General features: G+C 36.9%; 10 protein-coding genes and 1 pseudogene. 7 read left to right on the top strand and 4 right to left on the bottom strand.

The window, feature by feature from the left end; all coding sequences use genetic code 11:
• The 3 genes from ACT29I_RS21005 to ACT29I_RS20995 all read left to right on the top strand — a co-directional run bounded on the left by ACT29I_RS21005 (position 1) and on the right by ACT29I_RS20995 (position 3,495).
• Complete coding sequence (locus ACT29I_RS21005) at positions 1-189, top strand: hypothetical protein (protein ID WP_430934634.1); 189 nt, start codon at positions 1-3, stop codon at positions 187-189.
• A 40-nt stretch (positions 190-229) separates the two neighbouring features.
• The gene (locus ACT29I_RS21000; protein WP_430934635.1) at positions 230-346 is read left to right on the top strand and encodes a hypothetical protein; all 117 of its coding nucleotides are present in this window, start codon (positions 230-232) and stop codon (positions 344-346) included.
• Between the two features lie 956 nt (positions 347-1,302).
• Positions 1,303-3,495, top strand: coding sequence for an amino acid permease (locus tag ACT29I_RS20995; RefSeq protein ID WP_444794335.1), 2,193 nt, complete (start codon positions 1,303-1,305; stop codon positions 3,493-3,495).
• 214 nt (positions 3,496-3,709) lie between these two features.
• Here ACT29I_RS20995 and ACT29I_RS20990 read toward each other — a convergent pair whose 3' ends face one another.
• The 3 genes and pseudogenes from ACT29I_RS20990 to ACT29I_RS20980 form a co-directional block, all read right to left on the bottom strand.
• A complete protein-coding gene (locus tag ACT29I_RS20990) occupies positions 3,710-4,030 on the bottom strand; it encodes a hypothetical protein (RefSeq protein WP_444794334.1) in 321 nt (106 codons plus the stop codon).
• A gap of 146 nt (positions 4,031-4,176) precedes the next feature.
• Positions 4,177-5,069 (bottom strand): annotated as a pseudogene (locus ACT29I_RS20985) (aldehyde ferredoxin oxidoreductase C-terminal domain-containing protein).
• A gap of 136 nt (positions 5,070-5,205) precedes the next feature.
• Complete coding sequence (locus ACT29I_RS20980) at positions 5,206-5,328, bottom strand: aldehyde ferredoxin oxidoreductase N-terminal domain-containing protein (RefSeq protein WP_444794333.1); 123 nt, start codon at positions 5,326-5,328, stop codon at positions 5,206-5,208.
• A 601-nt stretch (positions 5,329-5,929) separates the two neighbouring features.
• On the opposite strand from ACT29I_RS20980, the gene ACT29I_RS20975 reads away from it, so the two are divergent.
• Positions 5,930-7,729 carry an arylsulfatase gene (locus tag ACT29I_RS20975; protein WP_444794332.1) on the top strand — a complete coding sequence of 600 codons (1,800 nt, stop codon included), beginning with the start codon at positions 5,930-5,932 and terminating at the stop codon, positions 7,727-7,729.
• Positions 7,730-7,782: 53 nt separating this feature from the next.
• On the top strand, positions 7,783-9,276 hold the full coding sequence (locus tag ACT29I_RS20970) for a sulfatase family protein (protein WP_430933705.1): 1,494 nt from the start codon (positions 7,783-7,785) through the stop codon (positions 9,274-9,276).
• Between the two features lie 212 nt (positions 9,277-9,488).
• Here ACT29I_RS20970 and ACT29I_RS20965 read toward each other — a convergent pair whose 3' ends face one another.
• Positions 9,489-10,637: a hypothetical protein gene (locus tag ACT29I_RS20965; protein ID WP_444794331.1), complete on the bottom strand. Its 1,149-nt coding sequence runs from the start codon at positions 10,635-10,637 to the stop codon at positions 9,489-9,491.
• A 213-nt stretch (positions 10,638-10,850) separates the two neighbouring features.
• Between ACT29I_RS20965 and ACT29I_RS20960 the strand changes: the two genes are divergently transcribed.
• Positions 10,851-13,682, top strand: coding sequence for a glycoside hydrolase family 2 protein (locus tag ACT29I_RS20960; protein WP_444794330.1), 2,832 nt, complete (start codon positions 10,851-10,853; stop codon positions 13,680-13,682).
• Positions 13,683-13,910: 228 nt separating this feature from the next.
• On the top strand, positions 13,911-16,748 hold the full coding sequence (locus tag ACT29I_RS20955) for a glycoside hydrolase family 2 protein (protein ID WP_430933702.1): 2,838 nt from the start codon (positions 13,911-13,913) through the stop codon (positions 16,746-16,748).
• The last annotated feature ends 322 nt before the right edge of the window (positions 16,749-17,070 follow it).

Genomic DNA, 17,070 nt, shown 5'->3' with positions numbered 1-17,070 from the left:
ATGAAGAAAACTAACTTACTGCTAACTTTATTTTTGGCCATAGCCAATGTATTTGCGCAAAAGCAGCCGAACGTAATTGTGGTGCTGGCCGATGACTTGGCCAGGGGTTACAATCCAGGCCCCACCCCTTCAGGAAATATGAATTTGGTGGTGGCTACAGCTTGTATTAAAATGAAAATGAACCTATGAAGAAGCCATCGATGCAGCTACAATTAATGAAGTCTATGCCATGGGTGTGGAGGATATAGTTGGCAGTATCGCCAAGGGCAAAAAAGCGAATCTGATTTTAACAAAGACTATAAATTCCTATGCTACCTTTGCTTATTCATATAGCCCCTCCATATAAAAGGGTGTTTGTTGATGTATAGTGACAATACAAATTAAGAATTACGATTGAATAGATAGAAATTACTTCGTAACTCTCTTTTAGTTTAACTGTAAATATCTGCCAGAAGCCAGACAATTAGCGCATCAAAAATTAAACGCTCATTATTCAACATGGGAGATCCGATTGAACTGAGAGAAGGTTAAATTTAACACTGAGAAATACTGGGTATAGCAGAGACAATACATCTGTTTTATATCCTTATATTTAAGAATGGCAACTGATTTATTGTTGTAATGGTAAAGGGACAAATAATCATTAACCAAAGACTATATGTTGTTAGTCATATCTTAAAATGTGTAAACAGTTATTTTAACTTGGCTTTTTGCCGTAGGTGAAGCAGGAGCTATTCAAAGCTATTGATCTTTAACCCGCAATATGCATTAGAAATTCTATTACCCATTGAAATTACTTTAAAACAAGACACTTCGTTGCATCACTTCAACTCACCAGAACGATGCTCCCGAAAGTAATCGGGACAAGTTATGCCTCGTTTCAGTAATGCCTTGTTTTATTGTACTTGCAATGCTCATGACGAACCCCCAATACATAATCCGGGTTTAATCATAGCCTGCTGAACGTTAGTTTTTAACGCACTGAAATTATTGTAATATAAAGTGTCTTAGAGGCTGTAAAATAAATATTTACAGCCTTTTCTTAACCTTCATATTTCTATCTATGCCCTGAAGGAATGGCCTTTCAATCGGTTCCATGATGCCTAAACCTTATTTTTTATAGGGATATTAAATTTACATCCGGTTACTTATGGATACAAAAAAGTATGTAACTTACATTATAATTGTATTCAACGTTAGTCGTCTAAATATAAATGTATTACTCATTATATAGCTACCCATGATGTAAAAGTTAACTGCACTATAAATTTAAGTTTGTTTTATCAATGTAACTAATAGCGTATGGAACTACAGAATATAAAAAAGAAGACTTTTGGAACCTTTGCTGGAGTATTTACACCCACAACACTTACAATTTTAGGGGTAATCATGTACATCAGACAACCTTGGGTTGTTGGCAATGCAGGAGTTATAGGGGCTTTGGCTATCGTTTTATTGTCTGTGGCAATTACATTTACAACAGCTCTTAGTTTATCTTCAATTACTACCAATGTAAGGATAGGCAGTGGTGGAGCTTTTAGTCTTATTTCACAATCGTTGGGTTTGGAAATAGGTGGAGCAATTGGGATTCCTTTTTATTTTGCTCAGGCTATTGCAGTGGCTATGTATATTTTTGGATTTCGTGAGGGGTTGCAAACGCTTACTCCGGATGTAAATCCGTTTATTCTTGATATTGGTATATTTTCCCTTGTTTTACTTATTGCTTTTATCAGTACCAGTTTTGCCTTTAAAATTCAATATGTTATCCTTGGTGTTATTTTGCTGTCTTTGGTATCCATTTATGGTGCACTATTAACCAATGAATTGAATTATAGCATTGAATGGTTTGGAAAGTATTCAGGTTCGATAGAAAATAATTTTAATGGCTCCTCTTTTTGGATTGTTTTCGCTGTTTTCTTTCCTGCAGTAACGGGTGTAATGGCAGGAGCAAATATGTCTGGTGATTTAACAAATCCGCGAAAAAGTATTCCCATTGGAACCATATCTTCAGTTATTATTACCACTATAATTTATATTAGTTTGATTTTTGTGGCAGCCCTGATTGCTACTCCTGAAGAATTGGCCGGCAATTATAATGTATTTATAGATAAGGCATTATATTCCCCAATCGTGTTAGCCGGATTATTAGGAGCCACACTTTCTTCAGCATTAGGTTCTTTTGTGGGAGCACCAAGAATTCTATTAGCATTGGGTGAAAAAAGAATTTTACCTCAAAGTCAAAGATTAGCTAAATTATCCAGTAAGGGAGAGCCTGTAAATGCAATGTTAATCACAGCTGTAATTGTAATAATAGGTATCTTCTTGCGAAATTTGAACACCATTGCACCTATTCTTACCATGTTCTTTATGATTACCTATGCAATGGTTAATATTGTAGCGTTGGTTGAGCAATCGTTGGGTTTGCCAAGTTACAGACCCACCCTTAAGATCCCACTCTTTGTTCCGGCAATTGGTGCTTTGGGATCCATTGCTATAATGTTTGTGATGAATGTAATTGTTGCTTTATTCTCATTAGTTTTTATCGTGTTTTTTTACCTCTATCTGGTGAAAATGAATATAAAATCAGCAGCAGGAGATTCCAGAAGCGGACTATTTACGGCACTGGCAGAGTGGGCAACCAAAAAAACAAACAATTTAAGACAGGAAAGGGAGGTTAGATCATGGCGACCTGATTTATTGATGCCTGTTAGTATGCCCAAAGAGCTTCGAAGCTCTTTTAAGCTGATTCATTCCATCATTTATCCTAAAGGTTCTATAAAAATTTTGGCCTTACGAAATGTAAATGAAATTGAACAAAAAAACCTGGAGAATTTCCTTAAAAATGCAGTTAAAAAATTTAAGGAAAGTGAACTGTCTGTCTCTTATACTACAATTGATAATACTGATTTTAATACCACTGTAAATGTGAGTATGCAGTCCTTAAATGCGGCCTTTTTTAAGCCGAATATAATCTTTGCAAGTATTGATACCTCTACCTCTAATTTGAATTATTATAACAATCTTTTATTGGATGCCAAGAAAAATAATTTTGGTCTGATTATTTATATCCCCTTTTCAACCGCCAGTTTGGCCATAGAAAAAAGTATTAATTTATGGATTACTAATGTTCCTGAAGACTGGAAGGAATCATTTAATATCAATAATAATGACCTATCTACCTTAATTTCTTTGTTGATTTGTAGGAACTGGAAAGGAAATATTGAAGTTCATATCATGAATAACAACCGTAAAATGGAGTTTTCAAAGACGGATATAGAAGATCTACATACAATGGTGAGATTTCCCAAGAATACTACAATATCTATAAATCAGGGTGAGTTACTGGATAATGTAATTAGGGAAAGAAATACTGATGTGAATATCTTTAACGTGGAGGAGGGTATGTTAGTTGAAGATATGGTTAAACTGGTAAATCATTCACGCATTTCAGCCATTTTCTGTGTCGATTCTGATTTTGAAAATGTGTTAGTCTAAAAGCATGACTTACACAAACATAAGTTATGTTGTGCTTGTTGACTTTTAGTTAAGGACTATTGTCAATAATCGTTATCGCCTATAAATCAAATTTTATTTTATCATGTATGATTCATACAGTCGATGAGTAGGTGTTGGTTATCTAACGACATACGCAAAGGTATTTTAGTCCTTGGCTGTTTAAGTATAGATGTACTGACATTTCCCATGTCTATTAGGCAGTGCTTGAAAGCTGCATTTCAATTAGCCTGAAGATTTTATTGTCCTTGGGCTTGTTTTTTATCACGTGGGTAATTAGCTCATTAAAATCATCATCGGTAATCTCATCGATTACATGCATTAGTTCAAGGATAAATCCCCATGTTCTCAGAGATATGGTAAGTTCAGCGGCATTATCGCATACATGTTTAAATAAACCAACCATAGATTCGTATGCACCGAATCTATTGGCCAAAGTAAACACATGGTATTCAATCATAGCTAACGATATGTCTGCTATTTGTGCATCCAAGTTTTGGGACTTCGATTTTTCCAAAGCGAGGTATTGTTTTGATTCTTTGAATACTTCGATACTTCACCTGATGCTGTATACTTCATACGCTTTTAGTATCCCGAGTTTAGTATTGGATGTCGCCAACAAGTGAATCTTTCCCCGTTTGCTTGTTATGCAGAAAAACAGGTTCAATGTTTTTTCTTTTTCGACCTTTTTTCTGCACTTGAGGAGTTCTTACCAGCTTCGATACTTTGTGACAATGGATGTTTGGTAAACCTATATACATTGGGCAGTGAGTGTAACGGAAACACTAACAAGGCCAACAACAAATCCCCTTTGCGAAGGGTGGACCGTAGCATGTCCTGACCACCAGGGCTCAATCTGTTCAAATGTAACGACCTGTATAGTTCCATTATCCTGTAAATTCCTTTTTCACTTGAAGCAAAAAATGCATTAAATAACCTGGATATCACAATTTCTCTTTCAGAAACAGATACTAATTCTTCTAATGTCATATCACTCCACCCGGTTATGTGGCCAACGTATTCACGAAGTTTTTTTAAAGTCAGCATGCTTTGGCCAGGTTCTGCTACAAAAATACAAATATCCAAAGTGTCCGTTAAACTCCACGACTTCTGCAATACAACAAATGCTCTTAGTTTATTGCTATCAAAAGGGATTGGTTCTAAAGGCTCTCGTATGCCATAAGGGAATATAGGAAAGTTATCTGCACCTCCAAAAGCATCAGGATCCGTGTTGGGCTCACACAGAAAGCAATGGTCGTGTTCAACAACAATGTGGTCGGCTCCATTCGGTGAGACCACATAGGCTAGTCCAACATTCCATTTACCGCGAGGTTCGTGTGCTGCAAAGTCCATTTTTTTGGATGTCATACAATATTTGTTGGCTTCCATGCCGAATTTTTCAGCTGCCAGATAACTTCCTGCTACTAGTATGTCAGCAATGCCTTCTCGTTTGGCAATCATCTCTATAATTTTAAAAGCGCGTCTGCATAAGCAAATTCTAATGTCAAACCTCCAGTATCTTCCTTTGTAATAATTCCTTTTTCGTAACTTTCCATGGCAAAACCAATGGTCATCCCTGTTCCAATGGAATCTAAACCATATTTTCACCTCCAGGTCCGGTTTGTAATACCTTGGCTTTTTTAATGCCCAGTCCTCACGGATAGTATCTTGTGCCGGTCCGGTTTCCTTTCCCTATAAATGGGAGGCATCTTTTATTTCTACCTGATCATCAACAATACTGATATAGCAAGGGGTATCTGCTTTTCCTTCTAAAATGATCGCATCATATCCGATAAATTTTAATTGGGGTCCCAAAAATCCTTATCCTTCAGAACTACCAAAACCATCGGTAAGAGGAGATTTAGCACTAACAGTAAAAAGTGAGTTGCCGGCAATAGGCCAACCTGTAATTACACTTCAGGCAACAATTACCTTGTTGTCTGAACCAAATGGGTCACAGTCTTTGCCTACTTCTTTCAATAAAAAGTAGGCCGCTATAGTCTTTCCACAAAAAAAATCTAAAAAATGCTTCGCCTGGTTGTTCAATTTTAATGTTGCGATCTGTTAGATTGATCCTTAAAATTTATTTCTAAAAGCCGGATGTCATGGTAGTTTTGTATTAATTCGTCAAGCCATTTAATTAAAGATAAAATTAAGGTAGGTCACGCAGTAAAAATCCATGTATTTTACCTAGTTATTACACAATTTTACCTTTTGCAATAACTTGAGCTTACTTTTGTTACTGATAGCTAAATTAATTGTTGCCTATCTTTATCCATGAAATGTGATGTGTTTACGATGTTATTAGGGGGTGAAAATCCTTAAAAAAAGGGGAGTATAAGTTTTGTATATAAGTTCCCACTTGGTAATTGTATTTATAGATGTACATTTAAAATTTGTACCTTAATTAACAACTATGCGTCATTCATATTGGATTTTATTGTTTTTAGGATTTTTATTATTCACACCTGCTAAAGCCAAACAAAAACCGAATGTAATCATTGTCATCACTGATGATCAAGGTTATGGAGATATCGCTGCCCATGGCAATCAGATAATCAAAACACCACATCTGGATAAGTTACACTCAGAAAGTATTCGACTAACTAATTTTCATTCCGGAACTACTTGTGCACCCAGTCGTTCAGGATTAATGACGGGTGTTCATGGGCATCGTGCCGGAGTGTGGCATACCATTGCCGGGTGTAACATTTTACGGGAGAAATATACCGCGATGCCACAGGTTTTTAAAAACAATGGTTATGCCACTGCAATGTTTGGTAAATGGCATTTGGGAGATGCTTATCCTTACCTGCCCGAGAATAGAGGGTTTGAAGAAACTGTTTGTCATGGAGCCGGGGGAATAGGGCAAACACCGGATTTCTGGGATAATGATTACTTTGATGATACCTATATGCACAATGGAAATCCTCAGAAATACAAAGGTTATTGTACGGATGTATATTTTGCTGAAGCCTTAAAGTATATAGAAGAAAAGAAGGATAAGCCATTCTTTGTGTATATCTCGACCAATGCACCGCATGGGCCATTAAATGTGCCGGAAAAGTATTACAGAATGTATGAGAATGAAAACAAAATCAATGCGCAACAAAAGGCTTATTATGGTATGATAACCAACATAGATGACAATGTAGGGATGCTGGAAAAAAAGTTAGTTGAATTGGGGCTGACGGATAATACTATTTTGGTTTTTACTACGGATAACGGAACGCAATATGGCTATCGGAATATAAAGGGACAAGAGTTTGGATATAATGCAGGCATGAAAGGTTTAAAAGGTTCAGCTTATGATGGAGGGCATCGTGTTCCTTTCTTTATTCGATGGAACCAAGGAGGTATTAAAGGAGGTAAAGACGTGGAGAGCCTGGTGATGAACTATGATGTTCTGCCTACGTTTGTTGGATTATGTAACTTGAGAAAAAAAGGAGTGCAGGATTTTGATGGACGAAATATAGAGGCTGTTTTAAAAGATGAAACGATCAGCTTGCCACAGCGATATGCTGTTGTGGATAAAAATAAAACACAGCAACCGGTAAAATGGAAAATGTGTTCTGTTATGGATGAGGAATGGCGATTGATTAATGGAAAAGAATTGTATAACATTAACAAGGATGTTGGTCAGATAAAGGATATAGCAGCGCAATATCCCGAAAAAGTAAAAGCTATGAGAGATGCCTATGAAAAGTGGTGGGACTATGTGTCTGAAGATTTTTCATATTTCGAGGCTTATAAAATTGGTGGTGGACAGAGCAATGAAGTTGTAATTACGGTTCATGATTTACATACAGCATCTCCGGTAGCCTGGTCGCAAGAGTTAATACGAAACCCATTAAACGGCAAAAAGCCGGCTTTATCAGAAGGATATTGGATGGTTGATGTTCAGGAGGAGGGAGAATACGAGATTGCTTTAAGACGCTGGCCAAAGGAAAGTGCTTATTCTTTCAATGAGGAGGTGCCACAATTGGGTATGGATAAACCCTGGTATTTTTCCCGTCCTAAAGGATTAAAGTTAAATATTAATCAGGCAAGTCTTCACATAGGAAATGTAAGTGAGGTATCACAAGTTGATATGAAAAAGGAAGAAGTTAAGTTTAAGGTGCACTTAAATAAGGGGCGTTCTAAATTAGAAGCTAATTTTAAAACAGAGGACGATAATTCCTTTTCCGCCTTTTATGTTTATATAAATAAAATATAGTATTGTTATACCAGGTTGGTTTTAAAATATTGTAAGTCTAAACTAAATAATACATGAAAACAAAAAATCTACTTTGGCTGGTTATGCTACTAGTACCCATGACGGTATTGGCCAAACAAAAACCAAACATCATCTGGATTTTCTCCGATGACCATTCGTATCAAACTATTGGCGCCTATGGCGGGCGATTACAGGGTTTGAATCCAACACCAAATTTGGATAAGTTGGCGGCGCAAGGAATGCGCTTTGATAAATGTTATGTGGAGAATTCAATTTGTGCGCCAAGCCGAGCTGCCCTTTTAACAGGTAAAATGAGCCATATGAACGGGAAGTTATCCAATACCAAACGCCATCCTTTTAATCATGATCAGCAACAGTTTCAAAAAATTCTTCAGGATAATGGATATCAAACAGCGATGATCGGAAAAATCCATTTGGATGGCGCCATGCAAGGTTTTGACTATTGGGAAGTGCTGCCGGGACAAGGAAAATATTATAATCCGGAATTTATTACAGAGGATGGTAAAACCAATTATAAAGGAAGGTATGTGACCGAAGTTATAACCGAAAGAGCAGTTAATTGGTTAGATAATGGTCGTAAGAAAGATGAGCCTTTTATGTTGATGGTTCATCATAAAGCACCACACCGTAACTGGGATCCTGATAAAAAATATATGAGTAAGTACGAGGATATCGAAATTCCTGAGCCGGAAAACTTGTTTGATCAATACGTTACCAAAGTAAATGCCGTCGTAGATCAGGAGTTGGAGATTATGGATGATATGAATCTGGATCGTGATCTTAAAGCTAATGGAAAGATGTATGCGAATGATGAACGTTTTAAAAAACGTTTTGATTTATTCAAAAACAATCCTCCCAAAGGTAAGGCCCTTGAAAAGTGGAAATATCAAACGTATATGAAGGATTATCTCCGTTGTATCTGGAGTGTCGATAAAAGTATTGGTAGCATCATGCAATGGTTAAAGGATAACGGATTGGAAGATAATACAATCGTGATGTATTCATCTGACCAAGGATTCTTTATGGGAGAGCACGGTTGGTTCGATAAACGTTTGATGTATGAAGAGGTATTCCGGACCCCACTCATCGCTAAATGGCCGGGGGTAATTAAAGCAGGAAGTGTAAATACAGATTTGGTACAGAATATAGATTTTGCTGAAACATTCCTCGATATTGCAAAAGCGGACATTCCCGAGGATATGCAGGGGGAAAGTCTAGTTCCTCTGCTAAAGGGAAAAAGTCCTAAGAAGTGGAGGAAGTCTCTATACTACCATTATTACGAATACCCAGGTGCCCATAAAGTTCGCAGGCACGAAGGTGTAGTAACTAAAAAGCATAAGTTAATTCGTTTCTATGGTCAGGATGTTCCAAATGGAGAAGAGTTTGAATTGTACGATCTTGAAAAAGATCCTTCAGAAATGAAAAACCTTTACAATAACCCGGAAATGAAACCTTTAATTGCTGACATGAAGCAAGAGTTGACGAAGTTAAGGGAGCAGTATCAGGTAAATCCAGAATTGGAGTAAGCACGCACACAATTAATCAATAAATGAAAAAGACACCAATTTATGCCTGGTGTCTTTTTGGTTTTAATGGTATTATTTCGCATTTCAAATAGTAGAATATTAATTAAAGTTTCTATTTGTATTAGAGGTTATGCGTTCAAGATTAATAATGGTGTAAAAATTTTTTTTATGCAGATTGTATCTTAATTAAACTATTGACTAATAATAACTAACTAAAACGGTACTACCATTATCGTTTCCAAATTCAAATTAATCCTTTCCTTTCCTTTGGCCTTAAATATTGCTGTAAAATAAGGTTTGTCTTCTAAATGTTTTTTAGTGAAAGACTTTAAGGAATCTTTATTCGTAAAAAACTCTACTGTTGCCATAACACCTATGTCGTGGTCCGAGAAGAACAAGAACTGTTCGGTATCATTGGGGCCAGGCATCCTTGAAACGACCGTGTAATCCAATTCTGTTTCAAACGAGCCTATCGTCAGCGAAGTGTCTTTAATAGTTGGATGATTAGAGAAATTTAACGTTCTGCCCTCGATCTTAAAATGTGGATTTGCTTCATTAAAAAGATAAATGAAGTTTTTTTCATCTTTCAATCGTCCAGCGTATATGGTATTTCCTTTTTTTATGTCAGCGAAGGAGGTTTGGGTAGCGTATTTAATCTCAAAATCTTTATTCCATTTTGTGAAAAAACGTGCTAAATCATGTGTGGCGTTTTCAGCCATACGAGTTGAGTAAAAGTAGTCAGTTGGGCTGGTTGTTAGTTTTAATTCGGGTTTTTCTTCCAGCATATCATAATATTCATCCAGGCTATTTATACTAAAGTCTCTTGTCCATCCCCTTAAGCCTGAAATAGTAATTCCTCCATACCCAAAGGCATCGCCAATAAATAAATTGGTTGCATGTTTGTTTTTAAAGAAACCTTTCCAAATAGATGGCGGAGAATGAGGTAGTTGCAAAACTAAAAAAGTGCAAATTGTAAAAGCCAGTAACGTGTATGGAAGTGCCTGTTTATATTTCCTTTTTGTTGTTTTTTTAATGTTTTTATTATTCTTTTCAAATCTAAGATCGTATTGTCCTTTGTCAATTTTTATTTGCCATAAATCATTAACACCTTCCGAATTATAATATTTACTCAGCTTGTTTCTAAGGTTATAAATGTTGACTCTTACCCTTGGGTTACTTTTGTCGATATCGGATTTTCCACCAAAAAATTCAATGTCAATTATGCCTTCCTTTAAATCGCGTTCTTCAATATTGGCCTGTACCAAATATCTTAAAATGGCAATGCTGGTTGGAGCGTTCTTAAATGTTTCGCTTTTAAGAATTTTCCCGGTTATTTCCTCTTTTTTTTCTTTCGAAAGCATATAAATGGTAACTTTTGTATAGCCAAAACGATAAAAAATGTTAATTGATTTAGGTTGTTGATATAGTGTGTGATACGATCCCGTTAACAACCGTTATAGCTACCGTTAAAGCGACGTTAAAGGTAATCATTTTATTTATTTAAGTGTATTTTCATAAAGAATTAAGCATGACAAATGCATTCCTTAATATGAAAATCTAAATTATTATAAAAGATGAATAAAATTTGTGCTGCAGTAGGATTTTTGTTGATGATCATTCAACTGATTATTCCAATAGAATTATCTGCCCAAAGTAAAACCGAGGTTCAATATTTATCAGGAACAGATAAAGACAACTTGGTAGAGTGGGATTTCTTTTGTTCACAAGGACGCAAAAGTGGAGCTTGGACAAAAATCGGAGTTCCTTCGTGTTGGGAGCAAGAAGGTTTTGGGGCTTATAACTACGGTAGCGATGATGAAGAAGGTCGTGCTGAAGAATACGGTTTGTACAGACACAAATTTTCAGTTCCTAAGGGATGGAAAAATAAAGACATCAAAATTGTTTTTGAAGGGGTGATGACCGATGCCCAAGTGAAAATTAATGGCAAGTTGGCTGGCGAGATTCATCAGGGAGCGTTTTACGAATTCAAATATACAATTACCAAGTTGTTAAAATATGGTGCAGATAATTTACTCGAGGTTAAGGTGAATAAAGTATCAGCCAATGAATCCATTAATCATGCAGAACGTGTTGCTGACTTTTGGATTTTTGGAGGTATATACCGTCCGGTATATTTAACGGTTTCTCCTAAAGAAAATATTGACCGACTTGCCGTGGATGCGAAAGCTGACGGTAAAATAACAGCAGATGTTTTTGTTGATGTTAAAAAAGCAAGTCATATAGCATTGGCACTTTTGGATATTAAAGGAAATAAAGTTGAAGATTTAATAGTAGACAAGCTAACAAAAACCGAGGGCAAATGGACAGTTTCAGCACAGGCAAGTAATATTCTTACCTGGAATCCGGAGCAACCTAATTTATATACTTTACAATTCGATTTATTGGATGAAAAAGGAAGTGTTTTGCATCAGGTAAATCAACGAATCGGTTTCCGTACAGTGGAAGTATTAGAGGGCGACGGGATTTATGTAAATGGTGAGCGTATCAAATTTAAAGGGGTTAATCGTCATTCCTTTCATCCTGCATCAGGACGTACCACTTCAAAGGCATGGAGTATTGAGCAGGCAGAGCAGATAAAAGACATGAACATGAATGCGGTTCGTATGGCACATTACCCACCTGATGTTCACTTTTTAGATGTTTGTGACTCTTTAGGTCTATTTGTGATTAATGAAATATGTACCTGGCACAACCCTATGTTGGATACAGAAGTAGCCCGTAAAATTGTAAAAGAAACGGTAGTTCGCGATGTAAATCACCCTTCAGTTTTGCTTTGGGCCAATGGAAACGAACAAGGATGGAATCCCGAAGTGGATGACGATTATGCCTTATGGGATGTTCAACATCGGGAGGTGATTCACCCATGGAGTATCTACAAAAAAACAAATACCATTCATTATAGCCATTATCATTCATTGATTAATGATGCCTATACTAAGGATAAAATCCTTTTCCCAACAGAATTTTTACACGGCTTATACGATGGTGGCCATGGCGCCGGACTAGATGATTATTGGAATGTGATGTGGAACTTACCTTTAAGCGCCGGTGGATTTCTTTGGGATTTTGCGGATGAGGGTGTAGAGCGTACCGATAGAAACAATGAGATTGACTTACAGGGAAATAAAGCGGCTGACGGTATCGTAGGGCCATACGGCGAAAAAGAAGCCAGTTACTTTACCATTAAAGAAATTTGGTCGCCAATTTATATTGAAGACCGATTTATCAGAGACGATTTTAATGGTATTTTTAGATTAGAAAACCGCTACCACTATACTAATCTTGAAAAATGTTCGATGACTGCCAAATGGGTTACATTTAACGGGCCTGAAGACAAGAATAATTATAAGGTGATCTCAGAAGGTAAAGTTCAACTGCCTAATTTAAATCCTCTGGCAAAAGGAAAATTTACGGTAGATAAACCGAATAACTGGAAGTCGGCGGATGCTTTGCATTTAACGGCATTGGATGCAGAGGGTAAAGAAATATTTACCTGGTCATATCCTGTCTCTACATCAAAAGAAGTAAATATTCCGAAGATTGATTATGCTGGCAATGGAGAAGTAAAAACAGAAACTAAAGATAAAACCATCAAAGTTGAGGCAAACAAAATGACTTATTTGTTCTCAGAAGAAACTGGTTTATTAAAAGAGGTAAAAAGGGGCGACAAAGTAATCCCATTAAATAATGGCCCAATCATCCTGAATCAGAATGATAAAATAATTGACTTAACGGTTAAAGAGCTGGATGGTAAAACCGAAATTCTTGTGGTTTTTGAAGAAAAGAAATGGATGCCGGCTTGGTCAACCATCAAGGAAAAGCGTTCTGACATCATTAAATGGACAGTGCATGCCAATGGATTATTGGATTTGAAAGTTGAATTTAAAGGGTTTAGAAATTTAAAAGGGTTCAGAGGTATTACCTTCTCATTCCCGGAATCTGAGGTATCAGGCATGAAATGGTTGGGAGATGGTCCTTATCGTGTGTGGCGTAACAGGACAAAAGGAACAAGATTCCAGGTTTGGGAAAATGACTATAACAATACTATTACCGGAGAATCGGGTTTTGTTTATCCTGAATTTAAAGGATTTTTCTCAAGTCTTTATTGGTCCAAGGTAAAAGGTAATAACGACAATGGGTTTACAGTGTATTGTCACACACCTCATACTTATTTACGAATGCTTACGCCTGATTCACCATCAGATAACAAGAGAGATAAGGTAATACCAAAATTCCCTCAGGGAGATATTTCTTTTGTGATGAATATACCAGGTATAGGAACAAAATTTCAGTATCCAGAAAGCACAGGACCGCATGGTAACAAAGAACACTATTTTGGAAACGATGATGAGCCTATAGTTCTTGACCTAACATTTGAGTTTTAAATAAGATTTAGCGTCACGTGAATCAGCTCTCCTCCTTTCAAAGGAGGAGTACCTCGACGTAGGAGAGGGGAGGTGGTTTTTAAGCCTTTTGAGTAAAGAACTTCTGAAGTCTAAACCACCTCCCGATTCGTAGCTCACCGTACTCCTCCTTATTAAGTAGGAGAGCTGATGTTTGTATAGTATAAAAAAAACAACTGGCATAAGCAATACTTATGTCTCAAACAAAATATGATGAAAAAAATTTTATCTACAATTATCCTATTTGCGACTATACTATTCAGTAATCCTGTGGTATTACAAGCACAAACTAAAACCCAAATCCAATACCTCTCTGGCACAGACAAGGACAATACCGTAGATTGGAATTTCTATTGTTCTGAAGGAATGAACAGTGGTGAATGGGCAAAAATAGGGGTTCCTTCATGCTGGGAATTGCAAGGTTTTGGAAACTACAATTACGGACGTGATTATAAAGCCAAAAAGGCATATCATAAAGAACACGGTCTGTATATGCATAAATTCAATGTCCCTGCCGATTGGAAAAATAAGGCGGTGAAGATTGTTTTTGAAGGTGTAATGACCGATTGTGAGGTAAAAGTCAACGGTAAATTGGCAGGAGCGATCCATCAGGGTGCTTTCTATGAGTTTAAATATAACATCAGTAATTTACTGAAATTTGGTAAGGAAAATGTATTGGAAGTGAAGGTAGATAAATGGTCTGCAAATGAGTCCATCAACTCAGCAGAGCGTAATACTGATTTCTGGATTTTTGGAGGTATCTATCGCCCGGTTTATCTTGAAGTATTACCTAAAGAACATATAAACCGAGTAGCTATTGATGCAAAGGCTAGCGGAGATATTACGGCAGATGTTTTTATCAAATCTAAAAAAGCTGAAAGTGCCTCAGCAACACTTCTTGATTTGAACGGTAAAGTTGTACAGGGACTCAATAATCTCGAAACGGTAAAAGTTGATGATAAAATTTCAGTTTCAGCTAAAGCTAAAGATATTCTTACCTGGAATCCAGAAAGTCCAAATCTTTATCAACTTCAAATTAGATTGAACGACAAAAATGGGAATGAGCTTCATACCATCTCACAACGTATCGGTTTCCGCACTGTTGAGATAAGAGAAAGTGATGGAATTTACGTAAATGGAGTGAAGATAAAATTCAAAGGCGTAAACCGCCACAGCTTTCACCCGGAATCAGGTCGTACTACATCAAAAGCATTAAGCATTGAGCATGTTAAAATGATGAAAGACATGAATATGAACGCAGTTCGTATGTCGCACTATCCTCCTGATGTTCACTTTTTAGATGTTTGTGACTCATTAGGTTTGTTTGTGCTGGATGAAATATGTACCTGGCACGTTCCATACCTGGATACCGAGGTGGGTAAAAAGATTGTTAAAGAGACCGTCATTCGTGATGTGAACCACCCCAGTATTGTAATTTGGGATAATGGTAACGAAACAGGATGGAATCCAGAGTTAGACGGCGAATATGCCAAATGGGACATTCAAAAACGCGAGGTGATTCATCCTTGGGGTATATACGATAAAACCAATACATTTCATTATTTGCCTCACCATGGTTTAGCTTATGATGGATATGCAAAAGATAAAGTATCGTTTCCTACTGAGTTTATGCATGGCCTTTATGATGGCGGACATGGTGCCGGGTTGGATGAGTACTGGAAAGTAATGTGGAATATGCCTTTATCAGCCGGAGGCTTTTTATGGGATTTTGCCGATGAAGGAGTCGTAAGAACAGACAAAAACGGAGAAATTGATGTGGATGGAAACCACGCTCCTGATGGTATAGTTGGACCTTATGGCGAAAAGGAAGGTAGTTATTTTACGATTAAAGAAGTTTGGTCGCCTATTTTCATTTACGACAGATATATCAGAGAAAGTTTCAATGGGGTATTCAATGTTGAGAACCGTTACCATTATACCAAATTGAATGCATGTTCGATGAAAGCCCAATGGGTGAAATTCGATGGTCCTTCTGGTTCTGCTACAGAAAAAGTAATGAATGAAAGTATGGTTAACTTACCTGCTATAGAGCCTGGTCAGAGAGGTTCTTTTAAGGTGGACTTACCAGATAACTGGCAAAATGCCGATGCGCTTTATCTAACGGCTACAGATGCTCATGGAATGGAAATTTTCACATGGTCGTATCCTGTTAAGCTACCGGCTAGTTATAATAAAGACAAAGTAAATTATAAAGGTAGTGGTGAAGTAACAGCCAAAACAGTCAATTCTAAAATTGAGGTATCAACAAAAGAATTAAACTTTTCCTTTTCTTCAAAAACAGGTCTTTTAGAAAAAGTTATAAAAAATGGCGTAACCATTCCTTTAGCAAATGGGCCAATCATGTTAGGCAACAAGTCAAAACTGGATACAGTGTATTATTCGGTATCGAAAGACAAAGTGGAAATTTTTGCGCTGAATGAGAAAAAGAGGCTGCATTGGGATTGGGAGGAAACACCGGAATATAGCCAAGACTTCATTAAATGGACAGTTCATGCCAATGGTTTAGTTGATTTGAAGGTAAGCATAAAAGGAACACGTAAAACCAAGGATTTTTACGGAATCACTTTCTCATTCCCTGAAAAAGAAGTTGCTGGTATGAAATGGTTAGGAGACGGACCTTACAGGGTTTGGCGTAACCGTATGAAAGGAACGCAATTGAAAGTATGGGAGAATGATTATAACAATACAGTAACTGGAAAATCAGGTTGGGTTTATCCAGAGTTTAAAGGTTATTTTTCCAGCTTATATTGGGCGCAAGTACGTGGTAATAACAACAATGGATTTAACGTGTATTGTCGTAGCAAGTTTACTTTCTTAAGAATGCTTACGCCAGAGCAACCTGAGGATGCACTGAAAGGTTCTGCAGTTCACCAGTGGCCTGTTGGTGATATTTCATTTGTTACAAACGTACCTCCAATTGGTTCAAAATTTAAGGAAATTGGTGAACAGGGACCTACAAGTAATGAAGAAATGATTTTTGGAAACGATGATAAGCCTATTATTATTGACTTAACGTTTGAATTCTGAAATTAGTACTCAGTAGGCAGTCAACAGTAGGCCGTGATTTGCAGTTTCGGAATAGTCAATGGTCAGTAGGCATTAGTAAATAATGTAAATCAGGTTCTTCCCTTTAGTCTTGAGACTAAGGGGAAGTACTCCGCAGTAGGCGGAGGGATGGGGATTAATAAGAGTAGATAGATAAAAGAAGTGGATAAAACCCCAGTGGGGTTTAACATTAATAGTCCGGGGTTATAACTCCGGGTGATAGTCCAAATAAAACCGATGCATCACAAAGTTTTTTAAAAACACAAAGAGACTTTGCATCGGAAATGGTTAGAAGGGTATAAGC

This window comes from Saccharicrinis sp. GN24d3, assembly GCF_052400645.1.
Taxonomy (GTDB): Bacteria; Bacteroidota; Bacteroidia; order Bacteroidales; family Marinilabiliaceae; genus Saccharicrinis.
Note: the sequence above shows the minus strand (reverse complement) of the source record. Positions and strands in the feature narration are given on the sequence as shown.